The 25,989-nt window shown below is 68.4% G+C and carries 26 protein-coding genes; 10 read left to right on the forward strand and 16 right to left on the reverse strand.

The features are described from left to right. Positions 1 to 32: 32 nt before the first annotated feature. The 3 genes from AC23D6_RS05735 to AC23D6_RS05745 form a co-directional block, all read right to left on the reverse strand. Entirely contained in the window at positions 33 to 1,268 is a 1,236-nt protein-coding gene (locus AC23D6_RS05735; RefSeq protein WP_487751824.1) for an MFS transporter, read from the reverse strand. Beyond that, positions 1,265 to 1,711, reverse strand: coding sequence for a MarR family winged helix-turn-helix transcriptional regulator (locus tag AC23D6_RS05740; protein WP_487751825.1), 447 nt, complete (start codon positions 1,709 to 1,711; stop codon positions 1,265 to 1,267). The genes AC23D6_RS05735 and AC23D6_RS05740 overlap by 4 nt, the downstream gene beginning before the upstream one ends. 112 nt (positions 1,712 to 1,823) lie before the next feature. Next, positions 1,824 to 3,998, reverse strand: a complete 2,175-nt coding sequence (locus AC23D6_RS05745) for a TonB-dependent receptor (protein ID WP_487751826.1) — start codon at positions 3,996 to 3,998, stop codon at positions 1,824 to 1,826. 89 nt (positions 3,999 to 4,087) lie between these two features. On the opposite strand from AC23D6_RS05745, the gene AC23D6_RS05750 reads away from it, so the two are divergent. Further along, a complete protein-coding gene (locus AC23D6_RS05750) occupies positions 4,088 to 4,495 on the forward strand; it encodes a MerC domain-containing protein (protein ID WP_487751827.1) in 408 nt (135 codons plus the stop codon). Between the two features lie 142 nt (positions 4,496 to 4,637). After that, entirely contained in the window at positions 4,638 to 4,811 is a 174-nt protein-coding gene (locus AC23D6_RS05755) for a 30S ribosomal protein THX (protein WP_093487254.1), read from the forward strand. A 64-nt stretch (positions 4,812 to 4,875) separates the two neighbouring features. Here the strand turns inward: AC23D6_RS05755 and hutI are convergent, their stop codons facing one another. Together hutI and AC23D6_RS05765 are read right to left on the reverse strand one after the other, a co-directional pair. Further along, a complete protein-coding gene (gene hutI / locus AC23D6_RS05760) occupies positions 4,876 to 6,102 on the reverse strand; it encodes an imidazolonepropionase (RefSeq protein WP_487751828.1) in 1,227 nt (408 codons plus the stop codon). A gap of 4 nt (positions 6,103 to 6,106) precedes the next feature. Beyond that, positions 6,107 to 6,391: a hypothetical protein gene (locus tag AC23D6_RS05765; protein WP_487751829.1), complete on the reverse strand. Its 285-nt coding sequence runs from the start codon at positions 6,389 to 6,391 to the stop codon at positions 6,107 to 6,109. On the opposite strand from AC23D6_RS05765, the gene AC23D6_RS05770 reads away from it, so the two are divergent. The 4 genes from AC23D6_RS05770 to AC23D6_RS05785 all read left to right on the forward strand — a co-directional run bounded on the left by AC23D6_RS05770 (position 6,390) and on the right by AC23D6_RS05785 (position 11,390). Further along, positions 6,390 to 7,646, forward strand: coding sequence for a formimidoylglutamate deiminase (locus AC23D6_RS05770; RefSeq protein WP_487751830.1), 1,257 nt, complete (start codon positions 6,390 to 6,392; stop codon positions 7,644 to 7,646). The two genes, AC23D6_RS05765 and AC23D6_RS05770, sit on opposite strands and share 2 nt — an antisense overlap. Positions 7,647 to 7,771: 125 nt before the next feature. Beyond that, positions 7,772 to 9,412, forward strand: coding sequence for a serine hydrolase (locus tag AC23D6_RS05775; protein ID WP_487751831.1), 1,641 nt, complete (start codon positions 7,772 to 7,774; stop codon positions 9,410 to 9,412). Positions 9,413 to 9,414: 2 nt separating this feature from the next. Next, positions 9,415 to 10,632: a sensor histidine kinase gene (locus AC23D6_RS05780; protein WP_487751832.1), complete on the forward strand. Its 1,218-nt coding sequence runs from the start codon at positions 9,415 to 9,417 to the stop codon at positions 10,630 to 10,632. After that, positions 10,629 to 11,390, forward strand: a complete 762-nt coding sequence (locus AC23D6_RS05785) for a LytR/AlgR family response regulator transcription factor (RefSeq protein ID WP_487751833.1) — start codon at positions 10,629 to 10,631, stop codon at positions 11,388 to 11,390. Before AC23D6_RS05780 ends, AC23D6_RS05785 begins: the two co-directional genes overlap by 4 nt. Positions 11,391 to 11,393: 3 nt before the next feature. Here the strand turns inward: AC23D6_RS05785 and AC23D6_RS05790 are convergent, their stop codons facing one another. The 3 genes from AC23D6_RS05790 to AC23D6_RS05800 form a co-directional block, all read right to left on the reverse strand. Next, positions 11,394 to 11,891 carry a methylated-DNA--[protein]-cysteine S-methyltransferase gene (locus AC23D6_RS05790; RefSeq protein WP_487751834.1) on the reverse strand — a complete coding sequence of 166 codons (498 nt, stop codon included), beginning with the start codon at positions 11,889 to 11,891 and terminating at the stop codon, positions 11,394 to 11,396. A 101-nt stretch (positions 11,892 to 11,992) separates the two neighbouring features. After that, the gene (locus AC23D6_RS05795) at positions 11,993 to 13,492 is read right to left on the reverse strand and encodes a DNA-3-methyladenine glycosylase 2 family protein (protein WP_487751835.1); all 1,500 of its coding nucleotides are present in this window, start codon (positions 13,490 to 13,492) and stop codon (positions 11,993 to 11,995) included. A 49-nt stretch (positions 13,493 to 13,541) separates the two neighbouring features. Next, positions 13,542 to 14,801: an alkaline phosphatase family protein gene (locus AC23D6_RS05800; RefSeq protein ID WP_487752577.1), complete on the reverse strand. Its 1,260-nt coding sequence runs from the start codon at positions 14,799 to 14,801 to the stop codon at positions 13,542 to 13,544. A gap of 57 nt (positions 14,802 to 14,858) precedes the next feature. Here AC23D6_RS05800 and AC23D6_RS05805 point away from each other — a divergent pair, with 57 nt between their 5' ends. Continuing rightward, positions 14,859 to 15,380 carry a YybH family protein gene (locus AC23D6_RS05805; protein WP_487751836.1) on the forward strand — a complete coding sequence of 174 codons (522 nt, stop codon included), beginning with the start codon at positions 14,859 to 14,861 and terminating at the stop codon, positions 15,378 to 15,380. 87 nt (positions 15,381 to 15,467) lie between these two features. After that, positions 15,468 to 15,806 carry a hypothetical protein gene (locus AC23D6_RS05810; RefSeq protein WP_487751837.1) on the forward strand — a complete coding sequence of 113 codons (339 nt, stop codon included), beginning with the start codon at positions 15,468 to 15,470 and terminating at the stop codon, positions 15,804 to 15,806. Positions 15,807 to 15,851: 45 nt separating this feature from the next. Here the strand turns inward: AC23D6_RS05810 and AC23D6_RS05815 are convergent, their stop codons facing one another. Continuing rightward, entirely contained in the window at positions 15,852 to 16,499 is a 648-nt protein-coding gene (locus AC23D6_RS05815; RefSeq protein ID WP_487751838.1) for a ThuA domain-containing protein, read from the reverse strand. Positions 16,500 to 16,693: 194 nt separating this feature from the next. Between AC23D6_RS05815 and hutU the strand changes: the two genes are divergently transcribed. Then, entirely contained in the window at positions 16,694 to 18,361 is a 1,668-nt protein-coding gene (hutU, locus tag AC23D6_RS05820; protein ID WP_487751839.1) for a urocanate hydratase, read from the forward strand. Between the two features lie 250 nt (positions 18,362 to 18,611). Continuing rightward, positions 18,612 to 19,139, forward strand: a complete 528-nt coding sequence (locus tag AC23D6_RS05825) for an REP-associated tyrosine transposase (RefSeq protein ID WP_487751840.1) — start codon at positions 18,612 to 18,614, stop codon at positions 19,137 to 19,139. A gap of 159 nt (positions 19,140 to 19,298) precedes the next feature. Here AC23D6_RS05825 and AC23D6_RS05830 read toward each other — a convergent pair whose 3' ends face one another. Genes AC23D6_RS05830 through AC23D6_RS05860 form a run of 7 tightly spaced genes read right to left on the reverse strand, consistent with a single transcriptional unit; the run spans position 19,299 to position 25,960 of the window. Next, the gene (locus tag AC23D6_RS05830) at positions 19,299 to 19,829 is read right to left on the reverse strand and encodes a lipocalin family protein (RefSeq protein ID WP_487751841.1); all 531 of its coding nucleotides are present in this window, start codon (positions 19,827 to 19,829) and stop codon (positions 19,299 to 19,301) included. A 1-nt stretch (position 19,830) separates the two neighbouring features. After that, complete coding sequence (locus tag AC23D6_RS05835) at positions 19,831 to 20,913, reverse strand: SAM-dependent methyltransferase (RefSeq protein ID WP_487751842.1); 1,083 nt, start codon at positions 20,911 to 20,913, stop codon at positions 19,831 to 19,833. Then, positions 20,910 to 21,707: a DUF1295 domain-containing protein gene (locus AC23D6_RS05840; RefSeq protein WP_487751843.1), complete on the reverse strand. Its 798-nt coding sequence runs from the start codon at positions 21,705 to 21,707 to the stop codon at positions 20,910 to 20,912. Before AC23D6_RS05840 ends, AC23D6_RS05835 begins: the two co-directional genes overlap by 4 nt. Continuing rightward, positions 21,704 to 22,954, reverse strand: coding sequence for a class I SAM-dependent methyltransferase (locus AC23D6_RS05845; protein WP_487751844.1), 1,251 nt, complete (start codon positions 22,952 to 22,954; stop codon positions 21,704 to 21,706). The genes AC23D6_RS05840 and AC23D6_RS05845 overlap by 4 nt, the downstream gene beginning before the upstream one ends. Further along, positions 22,951 to 23,727, reverse strand: a complete 777-nt coding sequence (locus AC23D6_RS05850) for a DUF1365 domain-containing protein (RefSeq protein WP_487751845.1) — start codon at positions 23,725 to 23,727, stop codon at positions 22,951 to 22,953. The genes AC23D6_RS05845 and AC23D6_RS05850 overlap by 4 nt, the downstream gene beginning before the upstream one ends. Then, positions 23,724 to 25,007 (reverse strand): NAD(P)/FAD-dependent oxidoreductase, encoded by a 1,284-nt coding sequence (locus AC23D6_RS05855; RefSeq protein ID WP_487751846.1) that lies wholly within the window; start codon positions 25,005 to 25,007, stop codon positions 23,724 to 23,726. The genes AC23D6_RS05850 and AC23D6_RS05855 overlap by 4 nt, the downstream gene beginning before the upstream one ends. Before the next feature lie 2 nt (positions 25,008 to 25,009). Beyond that, positions 25,010 to 25,960 (reverse strand): acyl-CoA desaturase, encoded by a 951-nt coding sequence (locus tag AC23D6_RS05860; protein ID WP_487751847.1) that lies wholly within the window; start codon positions 25,958 to 25,960, stop codon positions 25,010 to 25,012. Positions 25,961 to 25,989 lie beyond the last annotated feature (29 nt).

The following is a 25,989-nucleotide window of genomic DNA, read 5'->3' on the forward strand; positions in this document are numbered from 1 at the left end:
CGCGACTTACGTCGCTCCCACAACCAACCTGTTTATGCTGCTGCCGGCACCGCACTCGGTGAGCGTTCGCGGATCGGCAGGTTGGCCGCCGCCGCGATCAGCGCCAGCACCATGTCGAGATACCACATCCACGTGTAGTCGCCCGAGCGTTCCAGCGCCAGGCCGCCAAGCCATGCGCCGAAGAAGCCGCCGATCTGGTGCGACAGCAACGTCAGGCCGAACAACGTGCCCAGGTAGCGCGGCCCGAACAATTTGCCGACCAGGCCCGCGGTCGGCGGCACCGTGGCCAGCCAGGTGAAGCCGAGCGCGGCGGCGAAGATGTAGAACGTCAATGGCGTGGGCGGCGAGATCAGGTATAGCGCGATCATCACCGCACGACTGGCGTACATCACCGCGAGGATCCACTTCATCCGCACGCGTTGGCCGAGTGCGCCGGCGATCAGGCTGCCCGCCACGTTGAACAGGCCAATCAGCATCAGCGCGACGGCCGACACGCTTGCCGGCAGCCCGCACAATGCCACTTCGCCCGGCAGGTGCGTCACCAGGAAGGCGATGTGCACGCCGCAGGTAAAGAAGCCGAGGTGCAGCATCCAGTAACTGCGATCGCGCAGGGCGATCGCGATCTGCTGCTTGAGGCTGATGTCGCCGATCGCGGTGGCGGTCGCCGCGCCCGCTATCGATGCGGTCTTCTTGCGCAACGGGAACGCGAGCGGGATCGCAAGCAGCGAGGCGACGGCCAGCGTGTACATGGCGCTGGCCCAGCCGGCGAACGCGATGACGGCCTGCACCAGCGGTGCGAACACGAACTGGCCTAGCGAACCGCCTGCGTTGATGAAGCCGGCGGCGAAGGAACGCTTCTCGGGCGCCAACTGCTGCGCGGTGGCGCCGATCAGGATCGAGAAGCTGCCGGCGCCGGCGCCAGCGGCGGTCAGGACGCCCAGGGTGAACATCAATCCCCACGGCGAGGTCAGGTGCGGAGTGAGCGCCAGCCCCAGCGAAAGAAGTACCGCGCCGAGGATCAGCACGCCGGTCGAGCCGCGCTTGTCGGCGACCGCGCCGAACACCGGTTGCACGGCGCCCCAGGTGAACTGGCCGATGGCGAGGGCGAAACTGATCGCGGCGATGCCGATGCCGGTGTCCTGGTGGATCGGGGCGACGAACAGCCCCGTCGTCTGGCGCGCACCCATGGTGATCATCAGGGTGGCGGAGGCCGCGAGCAGCAGGCCCCAGTGCATGCGTGGCGTGGTCGATGACGCGACGGTATTCATGCGGCCTCCCCGAGATGCTGGCGCAGCAGGCCATCCAGGCGGTCCAGTTCGCCGTGCAGGCGTTGGACGGCGGCGTCGCCCATCAGGTCGTCGATGACGGCTTGGGCGCGCTGCCAGCGCGGCTTCGCGCGGGTGAGGCGGGCGCGGCCCTCGGTCGTCAGCGCCACCAGGCGTTGGCGAGCATCTTCGCCGCGCACGGTTTCCAGCAGACCCGCATCCACCAAGGGCGACAGGTTGCGCGTCAGGGTGGTGCGGTCCATGCCGAGTTCCTCGGCCAGTCCGCCGAGCGCGCGCGGTTCGCGTTCGGTACGGCGGAGGATCGAGTACTGGTTCAGGCTGAGGCCGACCCCGGCCAGTTCATGGTCGTACACCTGCGTCACGCGCCGGCTGGCGCGCCGGAGGCGGAAACAGGTGCACACGCTGGGCGTGGGGGAGGGCGACATGGCGACGGCTCGCGTGGCGGGGGGTAAATTATGTGTATATGCACCTAATTGCTGTCAAGAAGGGCGGCTGCCATCACGGCCAGCCGCCCGGGGGAGGAACCTCAGGACCCGATCAGAAGTACGCGCGCAGGCCGAACGCGACGCCGCGCCCCGGCAACGGCGCGTAGTCGCGCAGCAGCGAGGTGTGCGGACGCGCTTCTTCGTCGGTCAGGTTGCTGCCATCGAGAAAGACTTCCCAACTGGACGCGGTGCGGTCCCAGCGATAGGCCAGGTGCGCATCGACCAGCGTATAGCCATCGCTCGGCGCCTCGTTCTGCGCCACATCGTCCTGCTTGCTGTAGCGCACCGCACCCAGCGACGCGCGCCAGCCACCCAACGACCAGCCGAGGTCGGCACCGAAACGCATCGGCGAAATGCGGGGCAGGTAGCCGCCCTGCGCGATGTCGACTTCGTAGCCGTGCGTGTGGTCACCATGCGGCACTTCGAATGCCACGGTGCGCGTACCGCTGCCGTCGAGTTCTGCACGCACGTAGTCGCCGTACACGCGCAGGTCCCAGGCGCCGGCGGCCGTGTCGGCCAGCTGGATCTTCGCTTCGGCCTCGGCGCCGGTGAAGGTGGCGTCGTCCTGCGTCCACAGGCGCACCGGATAACCTTCCTCCTCCACGCCGGTGTCGGTGAGGTAGATGAAGTCCTTGAACTTCGTCTGGTACACCGCCAGCTTTAACTCGACGCGGTCGGTGTGCCAGTGCGCACCGATCTCCGCGCGCACGCCCTTCTCGGTGTCGAGCGTCGCGTCGCCGATCTCGATGGATTGCGTGGCCACATGCGTGCCGCCGGCGAACAGTTCCTCATTGGTCGGCGCGCGTTCGGAACGGTCCAGGCCGAAGCGCAGATCGAAGCCGTCGCTGAGGCGCCAGATCGCCGCTGCCGACAGATTGACCGCGTCGAAGTCGGTCGATGCGCGATCGTCGGGCTTCAGCTTGACCTGGTCGTAGCGCCCGCCGAGTTCGAGTTTCCAAGGGCCGAAGTCCTTCTCCTGCACGACGAACAGGCCCAGCGTGTCGGTCACCGTCGAGGGCACGAACGCTTCTTCGCCGACCGCGCTGAAATCGGTGCTGCCGAACTGTAGGCCGAACGCACCACGCCAGCCGTTCCACGCCTTCTGCACCGCTTCCAGGCGGGCGTCGTAGCCTTCGTTGCTGAAACGCGTGCCGATGTCGCCGCCTTCCAGTTCGACGTGCTCGTAGTCGTTCCAGGCCGCGCGCAGGTTGACGCTCTGCAGGAACGACACCGGCTCGTAGACGCCGGCCTTCAGGTCGAACCGGTTCTGTGCCATGTCGATGCGGACCGGGCCCTCCTCGTGGGCTTCTTCGTCATGGTCCGCTTCGCCGTCGTGGTCATGGTCGTGGTCTTCCTCGCCATGTACGTGTGCGCCGGCGGGGATGCCGTAGTTGCTGCGGTACGTGCTGGCGGCCACGCCGAAGTAACCGCGGTCGCCGAGATAGGTCGCACCGACCGCACCCGCGCGCGTCTGCACCGAACTGTTTGGCAGCGTGCCGTTCGGCTGGGGTTCTTCCTCGTGCTCTTCGCCTTCCTCATGGTCGTGCAGGATGGCGACGCCGGGGATGTCATAGTCATCGGTGTCGCGGACCAGACCATCGACGTGCAACACCCAGTTCCCGCTGACACCATCAAGGCGGAACATGCCGGTGCGCTCGTCGTTGACCGTGTTGCCACGCACTTCCGCGCGGCCACTCAACGGCTCGTCGGGGATCGATTCGGCCAGGCGGCCGTCGACCACGTTGACCGCACCGCCGATGGCGCCGCTGCCGAACAGCAGGGTGGCCGGGCCCTTGAGCACTTCGATCTGGTCGGCGAGGAAAGGCTCGATGCTGACCGCGTGGTCCGCGCTGACGGTGGAGGCGTCCATCGAGCCGATGCCGCCGGACAGCACCTGCACGCGCGGGCCCTCCTGGCCGCGGATGATCGGCCGACCGACGCCGGTGCCGAAATAGGTCGTCTGCACGCCCGGGAGCTTGGCGACCGTTTCGCCCAGCGTGCCGGCCTTGGCCTTGTCCAGGTCTTCGCCGTAGAGCACCTCCACGGGGGTCGCCACGGATTCGGTGTTGCCCTTCAGCGGCGAGGCGGTGACCACCACCGCGTCCAGGTCTTTGGCCTGGGGCGCGCCGGCGTCGTTGGCGAAAGCGGCCGGGGAGGCGAGCGCCAGGGTCATGGCGGTGGCAAGCAGACGGGGGGTGGGACGGGCGACGCGGCGAAGGGATGGCATGGGCTGGGGGCACTCATCTGGGGTTGCTGATGATGTTATAATATACCAATAGTGACAATATAACCCTCCCGGAAGTCATACTTGTGGCCATGAAGTCCTCCCTCCGCTCCTTCATCGACCGGTTCGCCGCCGCGGGCTCGCTGGTCTGCGCCCTGCACTGCGCGATCACGCCCCTGCTGCTGGCGGCGATCCCGTCGCTGGGGCTGTCGGTATGGCTGGGCGACGGGTTCGAGCGGGCCTTCGTGACCTTCGTGACGATCCTCGGCCTCTTCAGCCTGGTCTGGGGCTACCGTCGCCACCGCGCCTTCCGCGCGCTGGGCATGCTGCTGTTCGGCCTGGCGGCGCTGTGGGCCGGGGTGTTGTACACGCCGCTGCACGAATCCGTCGTGCCGCATGCGATCGTCATGACCGTGGGCGGCATGCTGGTCGGCCTGGCCCACCTCCTCAACCTGCGCCTGAACCACTGGCACATCCACGACGCCAGCTGCGCCCACTGAGCCCGCCCGTCAGCGCGGGCAGAAGGGAAAAGGCCCGGCTGTGGTAGGCTTTGCGGCCCTGCGCGGGCGCCCCGGAACGGTCGGCGCCCCTGCTACCGCCCTTACCCCCGGGCGGACTTTTCAATGAATCAGGAGAACAACGATGGGCAAGGGTGATCGCAAGACGGCCAAGGGCAAGCGCTATTCGTCCAGCTACGGCAACGCGCGCAAGCGCACGGTGGCCAAGGCGGGCATCGCGGCGACCGCGACCGCCAAGAAGGCGGTGGTGAAGGCGCCGGCGAAGAAGGCCGTGACCAAGAAGGCTGTCGCCAAGTAAGCCCTCCGCGCCGGCCATGCCGGACGCGACCACGAAACCCCGGCTCCGGCCGGGGTTTTGCTTTTCAAGGCGTACCCACTGCACGTCCACCGACATGCACGGCCGACACCAGATCGCCGCCCAGCCAGTACGCCAGCTGCGCCGGCTGGCCGATGCGCCAACGGACGAAGTCCGCACGCAGCCCCACGGCGAGGCGTCCACGGTCGGTGAATCCCAATGCCTGTGCCGCATGTACCGTCGCGCCGCGCAACGCTTCTTCCGGGGTCAGCCGGAAATGCGTGCAGGCCAGCGACATTGCCAGGCGCAGCGACTGCAGTGGCGAGGTGCCGGGATTGCAGTCGGTCGCCACCGCCATCGGCACGCCATGCGCGCGGAACGCATCGAGCGGCGGCAGCTTCGTTTCGCGCAGCACGTGGAAGGCGCCCGGCAACAGCACGGCAACGCTGCCCGCGCACGCCATCGCCGCAACGCCGGCCTCGGACGCGTATTCCACGTGGTCGGCCGACAGGCCCTCGAAGCGCGCCACAAGCGCGGCACCATCGCCATCGCTGAGCTGGTCGGCATGCAGCTTCACCGGGAGGCCGAGTGTGCGCGCCGCTTCGAACACACGCTGCGTTTGCGCCGCGGAAAACCCGATGCGCTCGCAGAACGCATCCACCGCATCGACCAACCCTTCCTCCTGCAGGTTGGGCAGCCAGCGGCAGACCGCGTCGATGTAGTCGTCGGCGCGTCCGGCATACTCGGGCGGCAGTGCATGCGCGCCGAGGAAGGTGGTGCGGACCGAGATACCGAGCACCTCGCCCAGGCGGCGCGCCACGCGCAGCATCTTCCGTTCGTTGTCGAAGTCCAGGCCGTAGCCGGATTTGATCTCCAACGTGGTCACGCCGTCGTCGCGCAAGGCGCGCGCGCGCGGAAGTGACGCGGCCAGCAAGGCGTCCTCGCTCGCGGCGCGGGTGGCGCGCAAGGTGGACACGATGCCGCCGCCCGCACGCGCGATGTCTTCGTAGCTGGCGCCCTGCAGGCGTTGCTCGAATTCGGCGGCACGGTCGCCCGCGAACACGACATGGGTATGGCAATCGATCAGACCGGGTGTGACCCAATCGCCTTGTGCGTCCAGGACCTCGCCGGCCAGCGCGTCGGCCGCGGCAGGCAGCGCGTCCTGGTGGCCCGCGAACACGAACCGGCCATCGCGCCAGCCGAGGGCGCCGTCTTCCACCACGCCATAACCGGCATCGCCGGCCAGCGTGACCAAGCGTGCGTTGACCAGCAGGCCGTCCCAGCGCGTCTCCATGGCGTCAGTCGCCTCCGCCGCCATCGCAGCCGCCGCCATCCGAGGCGCACCCCATCTCGCCATGCCCGGAATGACTGGCATCGCCGGCATGACCACTCGCGCCATGACCTGCCTGAGTCTTCTTCTTCTGCGCGTGTACGGCAATGAACACCACCATCAGCGAGACGGCGACGGCGACCAGTGAGAGGACGATGGCGAGCATGAGTATGGGCAGCCCTTGCGGGCGTGTCTTGGCAGGGACGACGCGGTAGCCTAACGCACCCCTGTCGCCGGCCGTAAGCACCGCCATGTCGAATCCCGATTCCCTCGCAGGCCAGGTCGTCGCCACCGACGCCGGATGGCGCGTGCCCGGCATCGCCAACCTGCATTCGCACGCGTTCCAGCGGGCGATGGCGGGGCTGGCCGAGCACCAGACGAACCCGGAAGACAGCTTCTGGACGTGGCGCGAGATCATGTACCGCTTCGCAGCGCGGATGACGCCCGAGCGCACCTACGCCGTCGCGACGCAGCTGTATGCCGAAATGCTGGAAGCCGGCTACACCCGCGTATGCGAATTCCACTACGTGCACCATCAGCCCGATGGCACGCCGTACGACGATCCGGCGGCGATGTCGAAGGCCCTGATCGCCGCCGCGCGCGACACGGGTATCCGCATGACCCTGTTGCCGGTGCTGTACATGACCGGCGGCTTCGATGGCCGCGAACTGTCGGTGCGCCAGCGCCGGTTCGGTCACGACGTGGACGGTTTCCTTCAACTGCTCGAGATCCTGCGTCCATTGCAGGACGAGCGCCTGCGCATCGGCTGCGCCTTCCACAGCCTGCGCGCGGTGCCGGAAGCCGCGATGCGCGAGGTGCTCGCTGCGCTGCCGCCTGACGCGCCGGTGCATATCCACATCGCCGAGCAGGTGGGCGAAGTGCAGGATTGCCTGGCGCTGCGCAATGCACGCCCGGTGGAATGGCTGTTGCGCGAGTTCCGGGTCGACCGTCGCTGGACGCTGGTGCACGCCACCCATTTGACGCCGGAGGAAACGCGCGGCATCGCCGCCAGCGGCGCCACCGTCGCGATCTGTCCCACAACCGAAGCGAACCTTGGCGATGGCCTGTTTCCGCTGCGCGATTTTCTGCACGCCGATGGCCGCTGGGGCATCGGGTCGGATTCGCACGTGTCGGTGTCGCCGGTGGAAGAACTGCGTTGGCTGGAATACGGCCAGCGGCTCTCCACGCGCCACCGCAACATCGCGGTGCTGCCGGGCTCACCCAGCGTCGGGCGAACGCTGCTCGCCGGCGTGCTTGAGAGCGAAGCCGATGCGACCGGCCTGCCGCACGACGCTGAGGAAGGCGTCTGGCTGGACGCCGATGCGCCGGCCCTGGCGGGTGCTTCGGTAGAGGATCTGGTCGATCGCTGGCTGTTCGCCGGCAACCGACCGTTGGTCAGGCAGGTGCGCGTCGGGGGACGTGACGTGGTGACTGAGGGGCGGCATATCGATCGCGACGCCATCGCACAGCGCTACAGCGCAACGGTGCGCCAGTTGCTGGCCGACTGACGGTGGCGGGCCGGTCGTCGCCCGGATCGCGGGGTTCGTCGTGGCCACCGGGTCGCCCATCGCAGACCCACACGCGGCTCGGCGGCGTCCGTCAGCATGGCGACCATCCCGACAGGAGCACGGCCATGGCTTACGCCCACACGATCGCCCTCACGCTGGTCGCCGCCGGCGCCAGCGTCTTCACGCCCGCCCACGCCATGACCGAAGACGCCCTGGCCGGCGTCGTCCGCCAGCGACTGCACGAAGACCGCACCGGGGCCTGCATGGCCGTGGCCGTTGTCGAAGCCGGCACGGTCGCCCGCACCTACCAATGCGCGCAGGCGAAGGACGCCGCGCGCATCGGTCCCGACACCGCGTTCGAGATCGGTTCGGTCAGCAAGACGATGACGGCGGCGCTGCTCGCCGATCTCATCGACCAAGGCAAGGGCTCGCTGGACGATCCGCTGTCCGCGTGGCTGCCCGAAGGTACGAAGCTGCCGGACTATCAGGGCAAGCCGATCCTGTTGCGACATGTGGTGACCCATACGTCGGGACTGCCCGCGCTGCCTGCGCGCATGGCAGCGCCGGACATGGCCGACCCGTACGCGAAGCTGGACGAAGCCGCGCTGCTCGCCTCGCTCGGTGACGTTACCCTGACGACCGCGCCGGGCACAAAGTTCGAGTACTCCAACTTCGCCTCGATGGTGCTGTCGTACGCCGTCGCGCGTCGTGCTGGCACCGACATGGAGACGCTGCTGAAGCAACGCCTGTTCGCGCCGCTCGGCATGCGCAGTGCCTACGTCAACACGGCGCCCGCGGGGGTGCGTGCGGCCGTGGGCCACACGCCGAATGCGCGGGCCGCGTCGGCCTGGCACTTCCAGACCAACCTGGCAGGCGTCGGCGGCGTGCGCGCCACGCTCGATGACATGGTGCGCTACGTGCAGGGCCAGCTGGGAGCCGCATCCACGCCGATCTCGGCCGCCCTGCAGCGGTCGCAGCAGAAGGTGTCGGATACCCCCCCGATGGCGATGAACTGGATGCTGATGCCCGTCGCGGGGCGTACGGTGCACGTGCATGAAGGAGGCACGGGCGGCTTTTCATCGTTCGTGTCGTTCGACAAGGACAAGCAGCGCGGCGTCGTGATCCTGTCCGACACCACGTGGAATTCGATCGGCAGCCTGGGGTCGCTGGGCCTGCACCTGGTCGATGCCAGCTTCCCGCTCGGCACGCCACGACGCGAGGCCACGCCCGACGGCGCGTTGCTGGATGCGCTCGTGGGCGAGTACCGGCTGCCCAGTGGCATGAAGATGACGTTGCGTCGCAAGGGCGACACGCTGGAGGTCCAGGCCGCCGGGCAGGGCGCGTATGCGATGGGGTACGACAGCGCCGGCGATTTCTACCCGCGCGAGTTCGATGCCGTGCTGCGCCCGCAGCGTACGGCGGACGGTCAGACGTTCACGTGGATGCAGATGGGCGGTGTGATGCCGGCCAAGCGCATCGATGCGGCACCGAAGCCAGTGCTGAAGGTCGACGCGGCTGCGCTGCGCGAGTACGACGGCGAGTATCCGTTGGTGCCAGGGTTTTCGCTCACTGTGAAGGCGCAGGGCGAGACGCTGACCATTCAGGGCACCGGCCAGCCGGCGCTGCCGGTGCAGGCGGTCGAACGCGATGTGTTCGTGATGGACGCGGTCGGCGCCGAGATCCGCTTCGAACGCGACGCCGCGGGCAAGGTCATCGCACTGACCCTGAAGCAGGCCGGCCAGCAATTGCGCGGCGCCAGGAACTAAGCATGGAGCGTACCTACGCCCTGCGCCAGAAGTTGCCCGCGGAAGTGCTCGTGGGGGGCAACGCAGTATGGAGCCGCTACCGCCAGTACCCCGTGTTCGGCCTGCGCTGGCTGCTGGGTCGCAGCCTCCTGTTTTGCACGGTGATCGCGGTGGTCGCTGCATTCATCGGCACCGGCACTGGCGTGGCGGTGCAGGACGCGGGCGTCGCGATCAAGGTGGCCCTCACGCAGTTCATCGCCTTCAGCCTGATGGCGACGCTGGGCCCGGCGCTGGCCACCGCCGTGCGCCACCGCGCCTGGCCGGTGGCGCACGAACGCAAGGCGGTGGTGATCGCGGTGCTGCTCGGCATGGTGCTCAGCTTTTTCGTCGATCGCGTGGCGTCGTCCTACATCGAGCAGCTGATCAAGCCGAGCCTGGCGGCCGCGGGCCTGGCGATGAAGCCTCCGACGCCCACGCCGCTGGTGCAGGCGATCGGACTGGCGATCAATGTCGCCGCGTTGGTGGTGATCTACGGTCTGTTCGGCGGCGGCCTGGCGTTGCGTGCGTATTTCAGCGAACACCGTCGCTGGGACGAGCACCACCATGTGCGCGAACTCAGCGCGCTGGAAGGCCGCGTGCACGAAGCCGACCTCCGCCTGGGCGTGCTGCAAGCGCAGGTGGAACCGCACTTCCTGTTCAACACGCTGGCCTCGGTGCGTGCCCTGGTACGACAGGATCCCGCGCAGGCGGAAGCCACGCTGGATGCGCTGGTCGACTTCCTGCGCGCCACCATCCCCAAGTTGCGGGACGACCGCGGTCTGCACGCCACGCTCGGCCAGCAACTGGATATCTGCAGCAGCTACCTGGCACTGATGCAGGTACGCATGGGCGGACGGCTCGCCTATGCCATACGCGCCGACGACACCCTGCGTGCGCTGCCTTTCCCGCCCTCGTTGCTGATCACGCTGGTGGAGAACGCGATCAAGCATGGCATCGAGCCGCGTCCCGGTCCGGGTCGGATCGAGGTCGACGCGTCCCGCGAGGGCGATGTGCTGCGTGTGCAGGTACGCGACGACGGTGCCGGCCTGCAGCCCGGCCTGAGCACCGGCGTAGGCCTGGCGAACGTGCGCGAGCAGCTGGCGGCACGCTATGGGACGCGTGCGGGCTTCGCATTGGCGCCCGCCACCGGCGGTCGCGGCGTTTGCGCCGAAATCCGTGTGCCGCTAGGGTCGATGGCATGAATGCCGTCACCGCCCTGATCGCTGAAGACGAAGCGCCGCAGCGCCGTGCGTTGCAGCAGCAGTTGCGCGCCGCCTGGCCGGAGCTCGACGTCGTCGCGGTCTGCGAAGATGGCCTTGCCGCTCTTGACGCCGTGGCCCGACACCGGCCACACGTCGCCTTTCTCGACATCCGTATGCCGGGCGTGAGCGGCCTGGATGTGGCGCGGCAGGTCGTGGCGCAGGGCGGGCTGGTCGTCTTCACCACGGCTTACGAGGATTACGCCATCCGCGCGTTCGAGGCCGGCGCGGCGGACTACCTGCTCAAGCCGGTGCAGGACGCACGGCTGGCCCAGGCGGTCGCCCGGGTGCAGGCGCGCCTGGTGGATGCGCGTACGCCGGACATGCGCGCGCTGATCGATGACCTGGAAGCACGACTGCGTCCGCAGGGCGACCGCCTGATCCGCTGGATCACGGCCAGCGTCGGCGACAGCGTACGCATGATCGCCGTCGACGACGTGCTGTTCTTCCAGGCGCAGGACAAGTATGTGCGCGTGGTGACCGCTGACGATGAAGCCATCATCCGCATGCCGTTGAAGGAGCTGCTGGGCGGTCTGGACCCCGACGTGTTCTGGCAGGTACACCGCGGCGTGCTGGTCCGCGTGAAAGCCATCGACCGCGTGCGAAAGGACGAACTCGGCCGCCACCAGCTCAGCGTCAAGGGACGCAGCGACGTGCTGCCGGTTAGCGGTGCGTTCCAGCAACGCTTCCGCGGGATGTAGGCCTCAGCCGAACAGGTCGTTCGCGCGCGGCAACGCGCCTTCGAGTTCCAGCAGGAACTGCTTGGTCGGCAGGCCGCCGCCGAATCCGGTGAGCGCGCCGTCGGCCCCGATCACGCGATGGCAGGGCAGCACGATCGGCAGTGGATTGCGCCCATTCGCCGCGCCCACCGCGCGCATCGCCGTGGGCTTGCCGACTCGCTGCGCGAGCTGCGCGTAACTGATCGTCTCGCCATAGTCGATGCCGGCCAGCGTCATCCACACGGTGCGCTGGAAGTCGGTGCCGCGTGGCGCGAGCGGGAGGTCGAAATCGCGACGCTTCGCCGCGAAATAGTCGTCCAGCTGCCGCGCGGTCATGTCCAACACCCGATGCTCGCCGCGCACCCATCCTTCTCGGTCGGCCGGATGCCGGTTGCGCGGGAATTCGATCGCATGCAGGCCGTCGTCGGTCGCGGCCAAGGTCAGCGTGCCGACGGGGCTATCGAGGTGGCGGAACAGGATCATGGTGGGGGCAGGGTAGGGGAACTGACGGTGAAGACGTGCGAGGTGTTTCCTGTGGGAGCGACGTAAGTCGCGAAAGGCTACCGGTAGAGCCTCATCGCGACTTACGTCGCCCCCACAACAGCGGGAGGTTTCGACGCCGACATACTGCCCTTCCACAGATGGATCACGGCGTACGCGCGCCACGGCCGCCACGCCTCCGCGCGCGCCGTCAGCGCCTTCGCCGTCATCCGGGTGCCATCGGTCGGCACGGCCTTCTGCAGCACCAGGTCATCGGCGGGAAATGCATCCGGATGGCCGAGCGCACGCAGGGCCATGTAGTGCGCCGTCCACGGGCCGATGCCGGGCAGGGCGACCCAGCGCGAGGTGAAATCGTCCAGCGTACGCTCCGGACGGAAATCGACGCGACCGTCGAGCAGGGCGCGCGACAACCCGCGGATCGTGTCGGCGCGCGCGCGGGTCAGGCCGATGTCCGTCAGGTCGACATCGACGAGGGCGTCCGGCGTGGGGAACAGGTGCGTCAATCCCGCAATGTCCATCGCCAGCGGCACGCCATGCCGTTCGGCCAGGCGCGCGGTCAGTGTGCGTGCCGCGGCCACGCTGACCTGCTGGCCGATCACCGCGCGCACCGCGATCTCGAAACCATCCCAGCCGCTGGGCAGGCGCAGGCCCGGACGCGCCGCGATCAAGGGGTGCAGGCGTGGATCGTCGCCCAGCGCATCGGCGATCGCGGAAGGATCGGCGTCCAGATCGAACATGCGACGCAGGCGATGGACGATCTGCAGCAGCTCGGCGGGCGCGCCGCCGTGCAGTTCGAGCTTCAACGCGTGCGTGGTGGCATCCCAGGCACTGACCCGCAGCCAGCCCGGCGCGTCCGGCGTGCCGATCACGCGCAGGTAGCTGCGCTCGTCGACGACTTCCACCCCGGGCAACGCGCGGCCGCGCAGGAAGTCGAGCATCGCGGTGAAGTCGTACGGCGGACGGTAGCCGAGCCGCAAGGTCATCACGTCGTGCATCGGCGGCGTCTCGCGCTTGCGCAGATCGCGCGGCGCCATCCGGTATTCGTCACGGAAGGCCGTATTGAACCGGGTCAGGCTGCCGAAGCCGGCAGCGAGGGCGACCTGCGTGATCGGCAGCGTGGTTTCCGTTAACAGTTGTTTGGCGAACAGCAGGCGGCGCGTGCCGTGCACCTCGACGGGGGTGGCGCCGAGGCGATCGGTGAACAGGCGACGCAGCTGCCGCTCGCCCAGCCCCACGCGATGCGCGAGATCGACCAGGGGCGCGTCGACCAGCGCGCCCTGGTCGATCAGCTTCAACGCGCGCGCCACCACTTCATCGCCGCGGCGCCAGGCGCCGTCGCCGGGTGCGAGCTCCGGGCGGCACCTCAGGCAGGGACGGAAGCCTGCCGCTTCGGCAGCGGCGGCGTTCCGGTAGTAGACGATGTTTTGCGGCTTCGGCGCGGGCGCCGGGCACACCGGCCGGCAGTAGATGCGCGTGCTGGTGACCGCCGTGAAGAACAGGCCGTCGAAGCGCGCGTCGCGGCTCAGGCGCGCCTGTTCGCAGACGTGACGGTCGGGCAGGGCGGTGGCGTCGGGTGGGGCCATGGACGCAGGCTAGCACCGCCCCCGCGCACCGACTCACCGTTTCCGGACATCAATGGGTCGGGGCTGTCCGCGGTGCCAGCACCGGCGTAAACGTCTCTGCGGTACCGTCGTTGCGCGCAGGGGCGAGACCCAACAGTTCCGCCAGCAGCGGATACACGTCGACATTGTCGAACGCCGGCAGCGTCGTGCCGCGCCGGAAGCTGGGGCCGGCCGCGATGAACACGGCGCGCATCGAGGGCAACGCGTTGTCGTAGCCGTGCGAGCCGCGATTCAACCTGTCCTTCGGGACGCGGCGCAGCTGCTCGGCCGGTAACCCATTCCAGCCCTCGTCGAACTGGCAAACGATCGCCGGCACGCGCGGATGCGTGCCGTAATGCCAGCGCGCAGGCAGGTCCTGCTTGCGCCAGCAGGTGTAGTGGTCATGGCGCCCCAGCAGGCGGCGCTCAGTGGACGCCTCGTGACCGGCGCGAGGATTGAAGCCGATCACCTGGCCGGTGCTGACCGCTTCGGCCTGTTCGATCGTCGCCATGTCCTCCAGTGCGATGTACTGGTCCGGCCGCACGGGCGCCATGCCGTGATCGGACACCACGACCACGTCGGTCGTGTCGCGCAGCCCGTGCGCGTCCAGCGCCTGCATGATGCGACCGACCGCCGCATCGACTTCACGGATCGCCGCCCGCGTTTCCGGCGCATCCGGGCCCTTGTCGTGGCCCACGTTGTCGACGCGTTCGAAATACAGCGCGGCCAGCCGCGGGCGCGTGGCGACAGGTTCGGTCAGCCAACCGGCGACCTGGTCGGCGCGCTCGGCCGCGCCGACCTCGGGCGAGTACGGCACCCAGCGGGTCGGCCGACGACCGTTGATCGGAGCGGCGTTGCCCGGCCATGCCCAGATGGCCGTGCGCAGGCCGGCCTTTTCGGCGGTGTTCCAGATCGGCTCGCCTTGCCACCAGCGCGCATCGGCGCCGGCGGCCTTGTCGGCGACCTTGAAGCCGCCGACAGCCTCGTCGCGCATGCTGTTGTGGATGATGCCGTGGCGGTCGGGCCGCAGCCCGGTGACCAGGGTGAAATGGTTCGGAAACGTCAGCACCGGGTACGACGGATTCATCCATGCTGCGCGCGTGCCGGCGGCGGCAAGGGCATCGAGGTGCGGCGTATCGCCCTGTTGCAGGGCGCTGGCGGGCAGGCCGTCGATGGAGATGAGGACGACGCTGTGCTGCGCGGGCGGGGGCGGGGGGGCGGGAGCGGTGGCGCAACCGGTGGTCCAGAGCAGGACCGCCAGCAGCGTCACCCTGACCAATGGCAGGCGCATGCGGTGCGTGGAAAAGCTGGAATCAGCCACAGCTTGGCAGACTCCGGGACATTCCGCATGACAATGCTCGTCCGACTTTCGTTCACGCTGGCTCTGGCGCTCGCCACGGGCCAGGCCGTTGCCGCTATGCCTGAGGCCGCCCGCGAAGCCGAATGCGCGGTCTGGCAGCGCGAACTGAGCTTCGCCCGCTCGGTTGCGGACCACGACGCCGCCGCGTTCGCCGAGCATCTGCACCCGGATGCCGCTTTCGGCGTGAGCCAGAAGCCCACCCGCGGCCGCGAGGCCATCACGCGCGAGTGGACGCCGCTGATCGAAGGCACGGCCTTGAAGCTGAGCTGGTACCCGGCCGTGGTGACCCTGGGCGGCGACGGGCGCACGGCCTATTCCAGCGGTCCAGCGCTGTACGAGGCCCCGAAGACCGGCGAGGCCCGGATCGGCCGCTTCGGCTCGGTCTGGCACCTTAGCGACGAGGGCGTCTGGCAGGTGCTGTTCGACGATGGCGTGGCGCCGCAGAAAGCGGATGCGGCCGCGGTGCAGCGCTTCCACGACGGGCGCAGGGCGCAGTGCCCGGCGGCCTAAGGGTCGCCTGAACCAGTCCGGGAACGGCTGCGACGCGGTGGCACGCTGGGGCGTACCGTGTAGACCAAGCCCCTCCAGAGCCCCCCCATGAAACACCTCACCCTCCTGGCCCTGGCCGCCTGCCTGATGACGGCCACCGCGCAGGCCCAGTCCCCGGCCTCGACGCCGGAGCCTACGCCCGCCCTCGTTGCAGATCGTGCGGTGGAGATCGCAGCGTCCGCCCCCGCATCGGGCAAGACCGAAGACAAGCCGCGCCTGTCCGAAGCCAATTGCGTTCGCCAGACAGGCAGCCGCATCCGCCAGCGCGATGCCAAGACGGTATGCAACGGCCAGCCCGGGCGTTCCTACTCGAAGGACGATCTGGACCGCACCGGCCACACGAATCTCGCCGACGCCTTGCGCACGCTAGATCCGTCGGTCCATTGAGGCGCGCGCGCTGTCCCCTTCGCCGCCCGAGGAAGCGCGAAGGGGTCAGCAGTCGTCGGAACGTCCCGACGCGTAACGCAGGCCGCGCACGAGCTGCGCAATGAAATGCGAATCGGCGTACACCGCCGCATCGTGGCCGAGCCCGGTGTACCAGCTGCGGCCACCATCGAAGGCGTGGCACCAGGCGATGGGATGGTCCGCGCCCATCGTGCCGCCGTCGTATTCGCGCTCATCGACCGTGGCGATGACGCGTACCTTGCCGCGCGGATTGGCGCGGTAGTTGTAAAGCTCGTCGGTGATGGGCCAGCGTGCTCCCGCGGGTCTGCCCTCGCGCTCCGGCTGCACGTGCGTGGACTGCAGGCCGGGCGGGTGGCTCTTGAAGTACGCGCCGACCAGGTCGCCATACCAGGGCCAGTCGTACTCCGTGTCCGCGGCCGCGTGCAGGCCGACGAATCCGCCGCCCTGGCGCAAGAAGCCTTCCAGCGCCGCCTGCTGCTGCTCGTCGAGGACGTCGCCCGTCGTGCTGGCGAAGACCACCACGCGGTAGCGCGCCAGATTCGTGGCGGTGAAGGCCTGTGCATCTTCGGTGTGGTCCGCCGTCATGCCTTCGTCCGCCGCGAGGCGCTGTACCGTCGCGACCGCCACCGGAATCGCGTCGTGGCGGAATCCGGCCGTCTTGGTGAAGACGAGCACGCGGTCGGGGACCGCGGCGGGTGCGGGTGCCGCCGCCAGCAGGCCGGCCAGCAGGATTACGGAGATAAAAGGGCGAAAGGTCTTTATGGCCGGATTCTGCCACGCACACCATCGCGCACTGCAGCATCGTCGTGGCTCGCGCGGGGCGGGGCCTCCCGCCGATAATGGGCGCATACCTGCATCTGGAACCCGCCATGTCCGAACCCCGCCACGACCCGTCCCGGGACATCCGCGCGCCCCGCGGCGCCACGCTCACCTGCAAGTCTTGGCTCAGCGAAGCGCCGTACCGGATGTTGCAGAACAACCTGGACGCGGAAGTCGCGGAAGATCCCACCTCGCTGGTCGTCTACGGCGGCATCGGCCGCGCCGCGCGCGACTGGGCCTGCTACGACGCCATCCTGACATCGCTCCGCCAACTCGACGACAACGAAACCCTGCTGGTGCAATCCGGCAAACCGGTCGGCATCTTCCCCACGCATCCCGATGCGCCGCGCGTGCTGATCGCCAACTCCAACCTCGTGCCGCACTGGGCCACCTGGGAGCACTTCAACGCGCTCGATAAGAAGGGCCTGATGATGTACGGCCAGATGACGGCCGGCTCGTGGATCTACATCGGCAGCCAGGGCATCGTGCAGGGCACGTATGAAACCTTCGTGGAAATGGGTCGCCAGCACTACGGTGGCGACCTGACCGGCAAGTGGATCCTTACGGCCGGCCTCGGCGGCATGGGCGGCGCGCAGCCGCTGGCGGCGGCACTGGCCGGCGCGAGCTCGCTCAATATCGAATGTCGGCAGTCCAGTATCGACATGCGCCTGCGCACGCGCTACGTGGACGAACAGGCGACCGATCTCGACGACGCCCTCGCGCGGATCGCGAAGTACACCGCGGCCGGCGAGGCGAAGTCGATCGCCCTGCTCGGCAATGCGGCGGAGATCCTGCCGGAGCTGGTGAAGCGTGGTGTGCGCCCGGATGCCGTCACCGACCAGACCAGTGCGCACGATCCGGTGCACGGCTACCTGCCGATCGGCTGGACGGTGGAGCAGTGGCTGGCCGAACAGAAGGCCGAACCCGAGCGCGTGCGCGATGCGGCCAAGCAGTCCATGCGCGTGAACGTGGAAGCGATGCTGGCGTTCCATCAGAGGGGCGTGCCCACGTTCGACTACGGCAACAACATCCGCCAGATGGCGTTCGACCAGGGTTTGAAGAACGCGTTCGACTTCCCCGGGTTCGTCCCGGCCTATGTGCGCCCGTTGTTCTGCCGCGGCGTGGGCCCGTTCCGCTGGGTCGCGCTGAGCGGAGATCCGGAAGACATCTACAGGACCGATGCCAAGGTGAAGGAGCTGATCCCTGACGATGCGCACCTGCACCGCTGGCTGGACATGGCGCGCGAGCGCATCAGCTTCCAGGGCCTGCCGGCGCGCATCTGCTGGGTCGGCCTGGGCCTGCGCCACAAGCTGGGCCTGGCGTTCAACGAGATGGTCCGCAACGGCGAACTGAAAGCACCGGTGGTGATCGGCCGCGACCACCTCGATTCAGGCAGCGTGGCCTCGCCGAACCGCGAAACCGAAGCGATGAAGGACGGCAGCGATGCCGTGTCCGACTGGCCGTTGCTCAACGCGATGTTGAACGTCGCGGGCGGCGCCACCTGGGTGTCACTGCATCACGGCGGCGGCGTCGGCATGGGCTACAGCCAGCACAGCGGTGTGGTCATCGTCTGCGACGGCAGCGTCGCCGCCGACAAGCGCATCGCCCGCGTGCTGTGGAACGATCCCGGCACCGGCGTGATGCGCCACGCCGATGCGGGCTACGAGGTCGCGCAGCAGTGTGCCAAGGAACAGGGGTTGAAGCTTCCGATGGTCTAACCGCCGTAGCCCGGGTAGAGCGCAGCGAAACCCGGGGCACCCGTGATGCAGGTTCCAGCCACGTAGCCCGGGTAGAGCGCAGCGAAACCCGGGGCCTCCGAGGTGCACGTTGCAGCGAGCGGCCTAAGATCGCGGACCCCGGGTTTCGCCTGCGGCTCTACCCGGGCTACGTGAATCCGTGCTTTTCCTCACTTTGCGAAGAGATATTCTCCGATGTGCGTCGGCTTGCCGGGCCGGTAGTTTGGCCCCCATGGTCCAGTACCGCCGCTCACGTGTCCCGGGTGGGACGTACTTCTTCACTCTGACGCTCGCCAACCGGTCGGCCGCCACGCTGGTGGATTATGTGGACGAATTGCGGGCCGCGATTCGTTCTGTACGCGGTCGGCATCCGTTCTCGATCCTTGCCATGGTGATCCTTCCGGATCATCTGCATGCCGCGCTGCGCTTGCCGGAAGGCGACGATCGCTATTCGATGCGCTGGCGGCTGATCAAGCGCGAATTCACGGTACGCCTGCTCGCGCGCGGCATCCGGATCGCGCGACGGCCTGGCGAGGAAAGGCAGCTGTGGGCACGCAGATTCTGGGAGGCCACGATTCGCGATGCTGAAAGCCTCGCGCGGCGCATCGACCACGTACATTTCAACCCTGTCAGGCATGGCCTGGTCAGCCGCGTGGCGGATTGGCCACACTCCACGTTCCACGCCTTCGTCGCCCGCGGTAACCTGCCCATCGATTGGACAGGCGACGCGTGCCCGGCAACAGCCGCGGACGGCGAATAGCTCTTTATCTCTGCGCAGCCCGGATAGAGCGCAGCGAAACCCGAGGATCGCGGTCTCCCAATCGCCGCCGTGCCACGTATAGCGCAGGACGTGGTTTTCGCTGCGCCCGTCGGCAGGCCCCGGGTTTCGCTGCGCTCTACCCGGGCTACCGCTGCGCGCTCACTGCGGCACGCGCCGGATCTTCGAGATGTCGTAGCCCAGCGCTTCGATCTGGCGAAGGCGGGCCTGGTAGTCCGCGTCGGAGATCGTTGGCGTGCGCGCCATCAGCCAGACGTAGTCGCGCTTGCTGCGTGCGACGATCGTCTGCTGGTAATCGGCATCGACGTACGAGATCACGTACTCGGCCTGGATCGGCCACACGAACTGCATGCCCCAGACCGCACCGCCGGTGCCGGGCGCCACGGTGCCGACCGGATGCATCGTCTTCTCGGGGCCATCCAGCGCGCCCTTACGGTAGCGGAAGGTCGTCTGGATGCGGCCATCGGGCAGGCGCGCGTACGACTCCACGGCCTTGTAGGCGTCGCGCTCCGGGAACGAAGGGATGTGGGCGATCACGTACCAGTCGCCCATGAAGCGGTCCACGTCCACCGGCGCGGCCGTGGTGATGGAAGGCTTGACGTTGCCCGGGCGGCAGCCGACCGCCGTCGCGGCGACCACCAGGGCGAGCAGGGTGAGGGGTAGGGCGCGCATGTCAGGCCTCCGTGGTGCCGCGCTGGAAGCGGTAGTGCGCCACCAGCCATTCCTGGCCATCGCGATAGCCGAACAGTTCCGCGCACGCCATCCAGAACATGCGCCAGCGCTGGTTCCAGAGGGCGGCCGCGTCGCCGTAGGCTTCGCGCAGCACCGCCATCACCGCATCGCGATTGGCGTCGTGGCGGGCCAGCCAGTGGTTGGCGGTGCGTTGGTAGTGCGTACCGTCCAGCAGCCAGCGTTCCTGCAGTTTCAGGTGTTCCTGGAAGAACAGCAGCAGGTCCGCCGACGGCATCATGCCGCCGGTGAAGAAGTGCCGGCCCATCCAGTTGTCTTCGCCCTGGGTCTCGAAGGGATACATCAGGTCGCGATGGACGAAGATGTGGACGAACAGCTGCCCGCCGGGCCGTAGCGCATCGTGGATGCGACGCATCAGCGCGGCATGGTTGCTGACGTGCTCGAACATCTCCACCGACACGCAGCGGTCGTAGCGTCCGGCTTCGAGCTGCAGTTGATTGACGTCGCAGGTGATGACGTTCACGTTGCGCAGGCCGCGTTCGTTGCAGCGCGCCTCGATGAAGCGGCGCTGCGAGTGCGAATTGGAGACCGCGGTGATGCGCGCGTTCGGATAGCGTTCGGCCATCCACAACGTCAACGAGCCCCAGCCGCACCCGAGTTCGAGGATCTCCTGGCCATCCTCCAGCGCGGCGCGTTCGCCGTACAGCGCGAGCATGGCGTCCTCGGCCTGGTCCAGTGTCTCCTCGCCCGTGGGGTAGAAGCAGCTGCTGTACTTCAGGCGATGACCGAGGCAGTGGCGGAAGAAATCCGCGGGCAGTTCGTAATGCTGTCGGTTGGCGGCGTCGGTGTGCACCGCCAGCGCGCCCTGGCGCAGACCGCGCAGGCGGTGCGCGAGCAGGGCCGACTGCGCCTCCTGCCCGCCCGCACGCTCGTCGTGCAGGCGTTGCGCGCACAGCCGGCGGATGCCGGCGCGGACCAGTGCATCCGGCAGCAGGCCGCGTTCGGCCAGGCCCAGCAGGCCGGGAGCGGCGCGGTCGGCAGCCAGTTCTTCCACCATCGCGTTCATCGTGTCGCCTCCTTGGTGGCGGATTTGGGAAACCAGGGGAACAGCATCGGCGTGGTGCGCTGGTACTCGCGGTACTCGTCGCCGCGGGTGCGCAGCGCCTGCGCCTCGGTGTAGGGGATGCCGCTTATCCAGCGCAGGAACACGTACATCACCACCGGCCCGCACCACGACAGCCAGGCCCAAGGCGAGCCGATGGCGAGCGCGACGTAGGCGAACCAGTGGAGCCATTCGAAAAAGTAGTTGGGGTGACGCGAGTATCGCCACAGGCCGTCGCGGCATGTCCTGCCGCGGTTGGCGGGATTGGCGCGGAAACGCGCCAGCTGGCGGTCAGCGATCGCCTCGCCGACCACGCTGCCCACCCAGATCGCCACCGCCAGCGCGATCCAGGGCCATACGGTGGCGACCGGACTGCGTGCCGCGGCGGCGAAGGGCAGCGCGAACAGCACCACCAGCAGCGCTTGGGCCATGAAGAACAGGAAGAACTTGCCCTGGTGGCCTTGCCAATGGTCGCGCAGATAGCGGTAGCGGCCATCTTCCGGCTCGCTGCGCACGCGGTGCCACAGGTGCAGGGCCAGCCGCGCGCCCCACAGGCCGCCGAGCACGGCCAGGGCGACGCGGGCCTGCCAAGCGCCATCGCCCAGCGCGGCCAGCAGCACGGCACTACCGCCGACGCAGGCCGACCACAAGACGTCGACGATGCCGGCGTTGTGTCGTCGCCGCTGCCACACCCAGCCCAGCGTCATGATCGCCGCAGCCAGCAGCGCGACCATCGCCAGCGCGTGCAACAGGTTCATGTGGCCTCCGACGCGTGGCCGGGACGCGCCATCAGCAGGTGCGACACGCCGATGGAGCGCTCGAGGAAACCGCCTTCGCAGTAGGCGAGGTAGAACTCCCACAACCGGGTGAAGCGCTCGTCGAAGCCCTGTTCGCGCACCTCGTGCAGCCGGGTCATGAAGCGGCGCCGCCAGGCGCGCAGCGTGTAGGCGTACGACAGGCCGAAATCTTCCTGGTGCACGACCTGCAAGTCGCTGGCGCGGGTCTTGGCGGCATACATGGCGTTGAGCGACGGGATGAAGCTGCCGGGGAAGACGAAGCGCTTGATGAAGTCCACCGAATCGCGCGCCTGCACGTAGCGGTGGTCCTCGATCGTGATCGCCTGCAGCAGGGCGTGGCCCCCGGGCCTCAGCAGGCGCCCGAGCTTGCCGAAGAAGGTATCCAGGTACTGGGCGCCGATCGCTTCGATCATCTCGATCGACACCAGCTTGTCGTATTCGCCCTGCAGGTCGCGGTAGTCCTGCAGCAGCAGGGTGACGCGGTCCTGCAGGCCCGCTTCGGCGACGCGCTGGCTGGCCAGGGCATGCTGTTCGCGCGAGATCGTGGTGGTGGTGACGTGGGCGCCGTAGTGGCGCGCCGCATGCAGCGCGAATCCGCCCCAACCGGTACCGATCTCGATTACCCGGTCTTCCGGCGTCAGCGCCAGCTTGCGGCAGACCGCGTCGAGCTTGCGGTACGACGCGGTCTCCAGATCGTCGTCGGGCGAGGCGAACATTGCCGAGGAGTACATGAGGTCCTTCGACAGGAACAGCGCGAAAAAGTCGTTGCCCAAGTCATAGTGCGCGGCGATGTTGCGTCGGCTGCCCTCACGCGTGTTGCGGCGAAGCGCATGCCAGCTGCGCAACGCCCAGCCGCCGAGGCGCGCCAGTCCGGTTTCCATGCCATCGAGCAACGCACGATTGCGCACGAGCAGCCGCACCAGCGCCACCAGATCGTCGCAGCGCCATTGCCCCGCGATGTAGGCCTCGCCCGCGCCGACGCTGCCCTGGGCCGCGACGGCACGGTAGAACGCCGGGTCGTCGATCCACAGGTGTATCGTCGGCAACGCGTCAGGCCCGGCGTGTCCGAAGCGGTGTTCGCCCAGGGCATCGCGCACGACCAGCACGCCGTGGTCCAGCGCATCGAGACGGGCCAGCAGTTGCGAACGCAGCAGGCGGTCGAGGGCGCCGAAGGTGGGGGACGCGGCGGAAGCGGCGATCTCGTTCATGGGGTCTCGCGGGCGAGGGAAGGGTGGTCGTGGACCGGCGTGCGCTTGAGCCATAGGCGTAGCGCTTGCCAGTGGATGCCGGTCATCACCTGGGCGGTCATCAGCGGGTAGCGCCACAGCACGCGCGCCAGCGAGGCGCCACCCAAGGGTCGACGCAGCAGGGTAAGCGTGGCATCGAACGCGCGCTGGCCTTCGCGGTCGACCTGCATGTGGACGCGCAGGGCTTCGTCGGGCGCATCAAAACGCCAACGGTAGGCGCACTCCATCGGCAGGAATGGCGAGACATGGAACGCCTTGTCGAAGCCCCATTCCCAGCCTGCGCCGTGCGGAGTGCCCTCCCGGATCGGCAACACGTAGCTGTGCCGCTCGCGCCAGGGGGTGTTGGTGATCTCGGCTAGGACGGCATCGAGCGTCGTGCCGTCGGGCTGAAAGCAGTAGTAGAAACTCACCGGGTTGAAGACATACCCGCCGTAGCGGAGGTGGGTCAGCAGCCGCACCGGACCGGCAGGACGATGTCCGAGGTGTCGGGCGACGCGGTCGCGCACCGCCTCGGCGAGCGGCTGGTCATGCGGGGCGAGGTAGTCGTCGCGATGGAACGCGGCCAGGTTGCGCCGATTCACCGACCACAGCCAGCGACGGTCGAACACATGGTCGAGTTCGTCCAGGTCCAGGTAGAGCTGCGCCATCCGGTACCGGAAGGCGTGCGGTCGAGGCGCATGGCGGCGATGCCGGACCCAGCCCTCATAGACCGCACTGGCGAGCGCCGTACTCATGCCGGCACCGCCTCGGCATGTGGCTGCGGCGTCGCCGCAGGGCGCTGCGCCTCGAACGCATCAACCAGTGCCCGCGCGCTGCGGATGCCGTCTTCGTGAAAGCCCCAGCCCCAGTACGCGCCGGCGAACCACGTGCGCCGATGCCCCTGGATCTCGGCTTTGCGGGCCTGCGCCGCGACCATGGCCCGGTCGTAGACCGGGTGCCGGTAATGCATGCGGCGCAGGATGCGCGCCGGATCGATGGCCTCGCTGCGGTTGAGCGTGACGATGAAGGGCGAAGGCGAATCGACGCTTTGAAGCAGGTTCATGCAGTAGCTAACGGTGCAGGGGGCCGAGGGGTCCCGCGGTACATGCGCGTTCCAGGCGGCCCACGCCTTGCGGTTGCGCGGCAGCAGGCGCGCATCGGTGTGCAGCACCGTGTCGTTGGACTGGTAGCGGATGGCACCCAGCACCTCGCGCTCGGCCGCATCGGCGTCCTGCAACAGGGCGAGCATGTCGTCGCTATGCCCGGCCATCACCACGTGGTCGAAGCGTTCGCGGCCTTGCCGCGTCTCCACGTCCACGCCCTCGGCGTCGCGGCGGACCGCCAGCACGGGACAGGACAGCCGCTCCTGCACGCGCCAGCGTGCCCGCAGCGCGGCCACATACGTTGCCGAGCCACCCGTCACCACGCGCCAGGGCGAGCGTTCGCCGAGGATCAGCATGTGGTGGTTGGCCATGAACTGGACCAGGTAGCGCGCCGGGAAAGCGAGGATGCCCTGTGGCGGTGAGGACCACAGGGCCGAGGCCATCGGTACCAAGTGCTCGTCGCGGAACGCGGCCCCGTACCCGCCATGCTGCAGATACTCGCCCAATGTGGGGCCAGCGTCGTGGCTCTCCAGCAAGGCGGGTGCTTCGCGGTAGAAGCGTGCGAGATCGCGCAGCATGCCCCAGAAACGCGGGGACAACAGGTTGCGCCGCTGGCAGAACAAGGTGGACAGCGAGGTGGCGTTGTACTCCACGCCACTGCGCTCGCTGTGCACCGAAAAGCTCATCGTGGTCGGCTGCGAGGCGACGCCGAGCTCATCGAACAGTCCGCACAGCAATGGATAGTGCAACGGATTGAACACGATGAAACCGCTGTCGATGCGGTAATTGCGCCCGGCCTGTTCGACGGTATGGGTGTGGGTGTGGCCGCCCAGGTAGTCGTTGGCTTCGAACAGCACCACCTCGTGCCGCTGCGACAGCCACCAGGCCGAGGCCAGACCCGCGATGCCGGAACCGATGACGGCGATGCGCATGCTCAGGACCTCGCCTTGGCCAGCACCCAGGCGGGGACAGGCTTGAGGTCGCGTACCAACCCGAACAGGGCAAGCAGCCGCAGCCCGTACCAGGTGAGGTCGATTTCCCACCAACGAAAGCCCTGTCGCGCGGTACCGGGGAAGAAATGGTGGTTGTTGTGCCACCCCTCGCCGAAGGTCAGCAGGGCCAGCCAGAGGTTGTTGCGGCTGTCGTCACGCGTGTCGAAACGGCGGCGCCCGAACCGGTGCGCCAGCGAGTTGATGGTGACCGTCGCATGGAACAAGACCACGGTGGAGACGAAGAAGCCCCACACCAGCAACTGCGGGCCGTTGGTGCCGAGCCCGGGCGCGAAGCGTTCCAGCCCTTCGCCGAAGGCATAGAGCGCGGCCGCGAGCAGCACCGGCACCGCGGTGTCGTAGCGGTCCAGCCAGCGCAGTTCGGGATAGCCGGCCAGGTCAGGGATGCGCGACCAGTCGGTGCGGAAGCCCTCGCGGGTCAGGAACCAGCCGGCGTGGCTCCACCAGAAGCCGCGCTGCGTCGGCGAATGCGGATCGGCGGCCGTGTCCGCGTGCCGATGGTGGTTGCGGTGGTGCGCCGCCCACCACAACGGGCCGCGCTGCACGCTGGACGCACCGACCAGCGCGGCCAGGAACTGGAGTGCGCGCGAGGTACGGAAGGTGCGATGCGAGAAATAGCGATGGTAGAACGCGGTGATCGCGAACATGCGCACGGCATAGAGCGCGACGGCCACGATCACGGCCACGGGCGAGACGCCGACCCAGAACACCGCGATGCAGGCCAGATGCAGACCGATGAAGGGAATCGCACGCAGCCAGTCGATGCGATCCCCGCGCGCGTCGTCGTCGTCCGCGTGCGCCTGGGTGTCGAACCAGCGCCGGAGCGTGGAGCGCCGGAGGGCCGGCGTGCGGGGGGATGAAGCACTGGCCGGCATGGCGGTCTCTCCGCTGCGTTGGTGGGGCA

This window comes from Pseudoxanthomonas sp. G3 (assembly GCF_057654715.1).

What these genes read in the sequence shown, in the direction of transcription:
- AC23D6_RS05735 (WP_487751824.1), bottom strand. Translation starts at nt 1,268, where the DNA reads ATGAATACCGTCGCGTCATCGACCACGCCACGCATGCACTGGGGCCTG.
- AC23D6_RS05740 (WP_487751825.1), bottom strand. Translation starts at nt 1,711, where the DNA reads ATGTCGCCCTCCCCCACGCCCAGCGTGTGCACCTGTTTCCGCCTCCGG.
- AC23D6_RS05745 (WP_487751826.1), bottom strand. Translation starts at nt 3,998, where the DNA reads ATGCCATCCCTTCGCCGCGTCGCCCGTCCCACCCCCCGTCTGCTTGCC.
- AC23D6_RS05750 (WP_487751827.1), top strand. Translation starts at nt 4,088, where the DNA reads ATGAAGTCCTCCCTCCGCTCCTTCATCGACCGGTTCGCCGCCGCGGGC.
- AC23D6_RS05755 (WP_093487254.1), top strand. Translation starts at nt 4,638, where the DNA reads ATGGGCAAGGGTGATCGCAAGACGGCCAAGGGCAAGCGCTATTCGTCC.
- hutI (WP_487751828.1), bottom strand. Translation starts at nt 6,102, where the DNA reads ATGGAGACGCGCTGGGACGGCCTGCTGGTCAACGCACGCTTGGTCACG.
- AC23D6_RS05770 (WP_487751830.1), top strand. Translation starts at nt 6,390, where the DNA reads ATGTCGAATCCCGATTCCCTCGCAGGCCAGGTCGTCGCCACCGACGCC.
- AC23D6_RS05765 (WP_487751829.1), bottom strand. Translation starts at nt 6,391, where the DNA reads ATGGCGGTGCTTACGGCCGGCGACAGGGGTGCGTTAGGCTACCGCGTC.
- AC23D6_RS05775 (WP_487751831.1), top strand. Translation starts at nt 7,772, where the DNA reads ATGGCTTACGCCCACACGATCGCCCTCACGCTGGTCGCCGCCGGCGCC.
- AC23D6_RS05780 (WP_487751832.1), top strand. Translation starts at nt 9,415, where the DNA reads ATGGAGCGTACCTACGCCCTGCGCCAGAAGTTGCCCGCGGAAGTGCTC.
- AC23D6_RS05785 (WP_487751833.1), top strand. Translation starts at nt 10,629, where the DNA reads ATGAATGCCGTCACCGCCCTGATCGCTGAAGACGAAGCGCCGCAGCGC.
- AC23D6_RS05790 (WP_487751834.1), bottom strand. Translation starts at nt 11,891, where the DNA reads ATGATCCTGTTCCGCCACCTCGATAGCCCCGTCGGCACGCTGACCTTG.
- AC23D6_RS05795 (WP_487751835.1), bottom strand. Translation starts at nt 13,492, where the DNA reads ATGGCCCCACCCGACGCCACCGCCCTGCCCGACCGTCACGTCTGCGAA.
- AC23D6_RS05800 (WP_487752577.1), bottom strand. Translation starts at nt 14,801, where the DNA reads ATGCGCCTGCCATTGGTCAGGGTGACGCTGCTGGCGGTCCTGCTCTGG.
- AC23D6_RS05805 (WP_487751836.1), top strand. Translation starts at nt 14,859, where the DNA reads ATGACAATGCTCGTCCGACTTTCGTTCACGCTGGCTCTGGCGCTCGCC.
- AC23D6_RS05810 (WP_487751837.1), top strand. Translation starts at nt 15,468, where the DNA reads ATGAAACACCTCACCCTCCTGGCCCTGGCCGCCTGCCTGATGACGGCC.
- hutU (WP_487751839.1), top strand. Translation starts at nt 16,694, where the DNA reads ATGTCCGAACCCCGCCACGACCCGTCCCGGGACATCCGCGCGCCCCGC.
- AC23D6_RS05825 (WP_487751840.1), top strand. Translation starts at nt 18,612, where the DNA reads ATGGTCCAGTACCGCCGCTCACGTGTCCCGGGTGGGACGTACTTCTTC.
- AC23D6_RS05830 (WP_487751841.1), bottom strand. Translation starts at nt 19,829, where the DNA reads ATGCGCGCCCTACCCCTCACCCTGCTCGCCCTGGTGGTCGCCGCGACG.
- AC23D6_RS05835 (WP_487751842.1), bottom strand. Translation starts at nt 20,913, where the DNA reads ATGAACGCGATGGTGGAAGAACTGGCTGCCGACCGCGCCGCTCCCGGC.
- AC23D6_RS05840 (WP_487751843.1), bottom strand. Translation starts at nt 21,707, where the DNA reads ATGAACCTGTTGCACGCGCTGGCGATGGTCGCGCTGCTGGCTGCGGCG.
- AC23D6_RS05845 (WP_487751844.1), bottom strand. Translation starts at nt 22,954, where the DNA reads ATGAACGAGATCGCCGCTTCCGCCGCGTCCCCCACCTTCGGCGCCCTC.
- AC23D6_RS05850 (WP_487751845.1), bottom strand. Translation starts at nt 23,727, where the DNA reads ATGAGTACGGCGCTCGCCAGTGCGGTCTATGAGGGCTGGGTCCGGCAT.
- AC23D6_RS05855 (WP_487751846.1), bottom strand. Translation starts at nt 25,007, where the DNA reads ATGCGCATCGCCGTCATCGGTTCCGGCATCGCGGGTCTGGCCTCGGCC.
- AC23D6_RS05860 (WP_487751847.1), bottom strand. Translation starts at nt 25,960, where the DNA reads ATGCCGGCCAGTGCTTCATCCCCCCGCACGCCGGCCCTCCGGCGCTCC.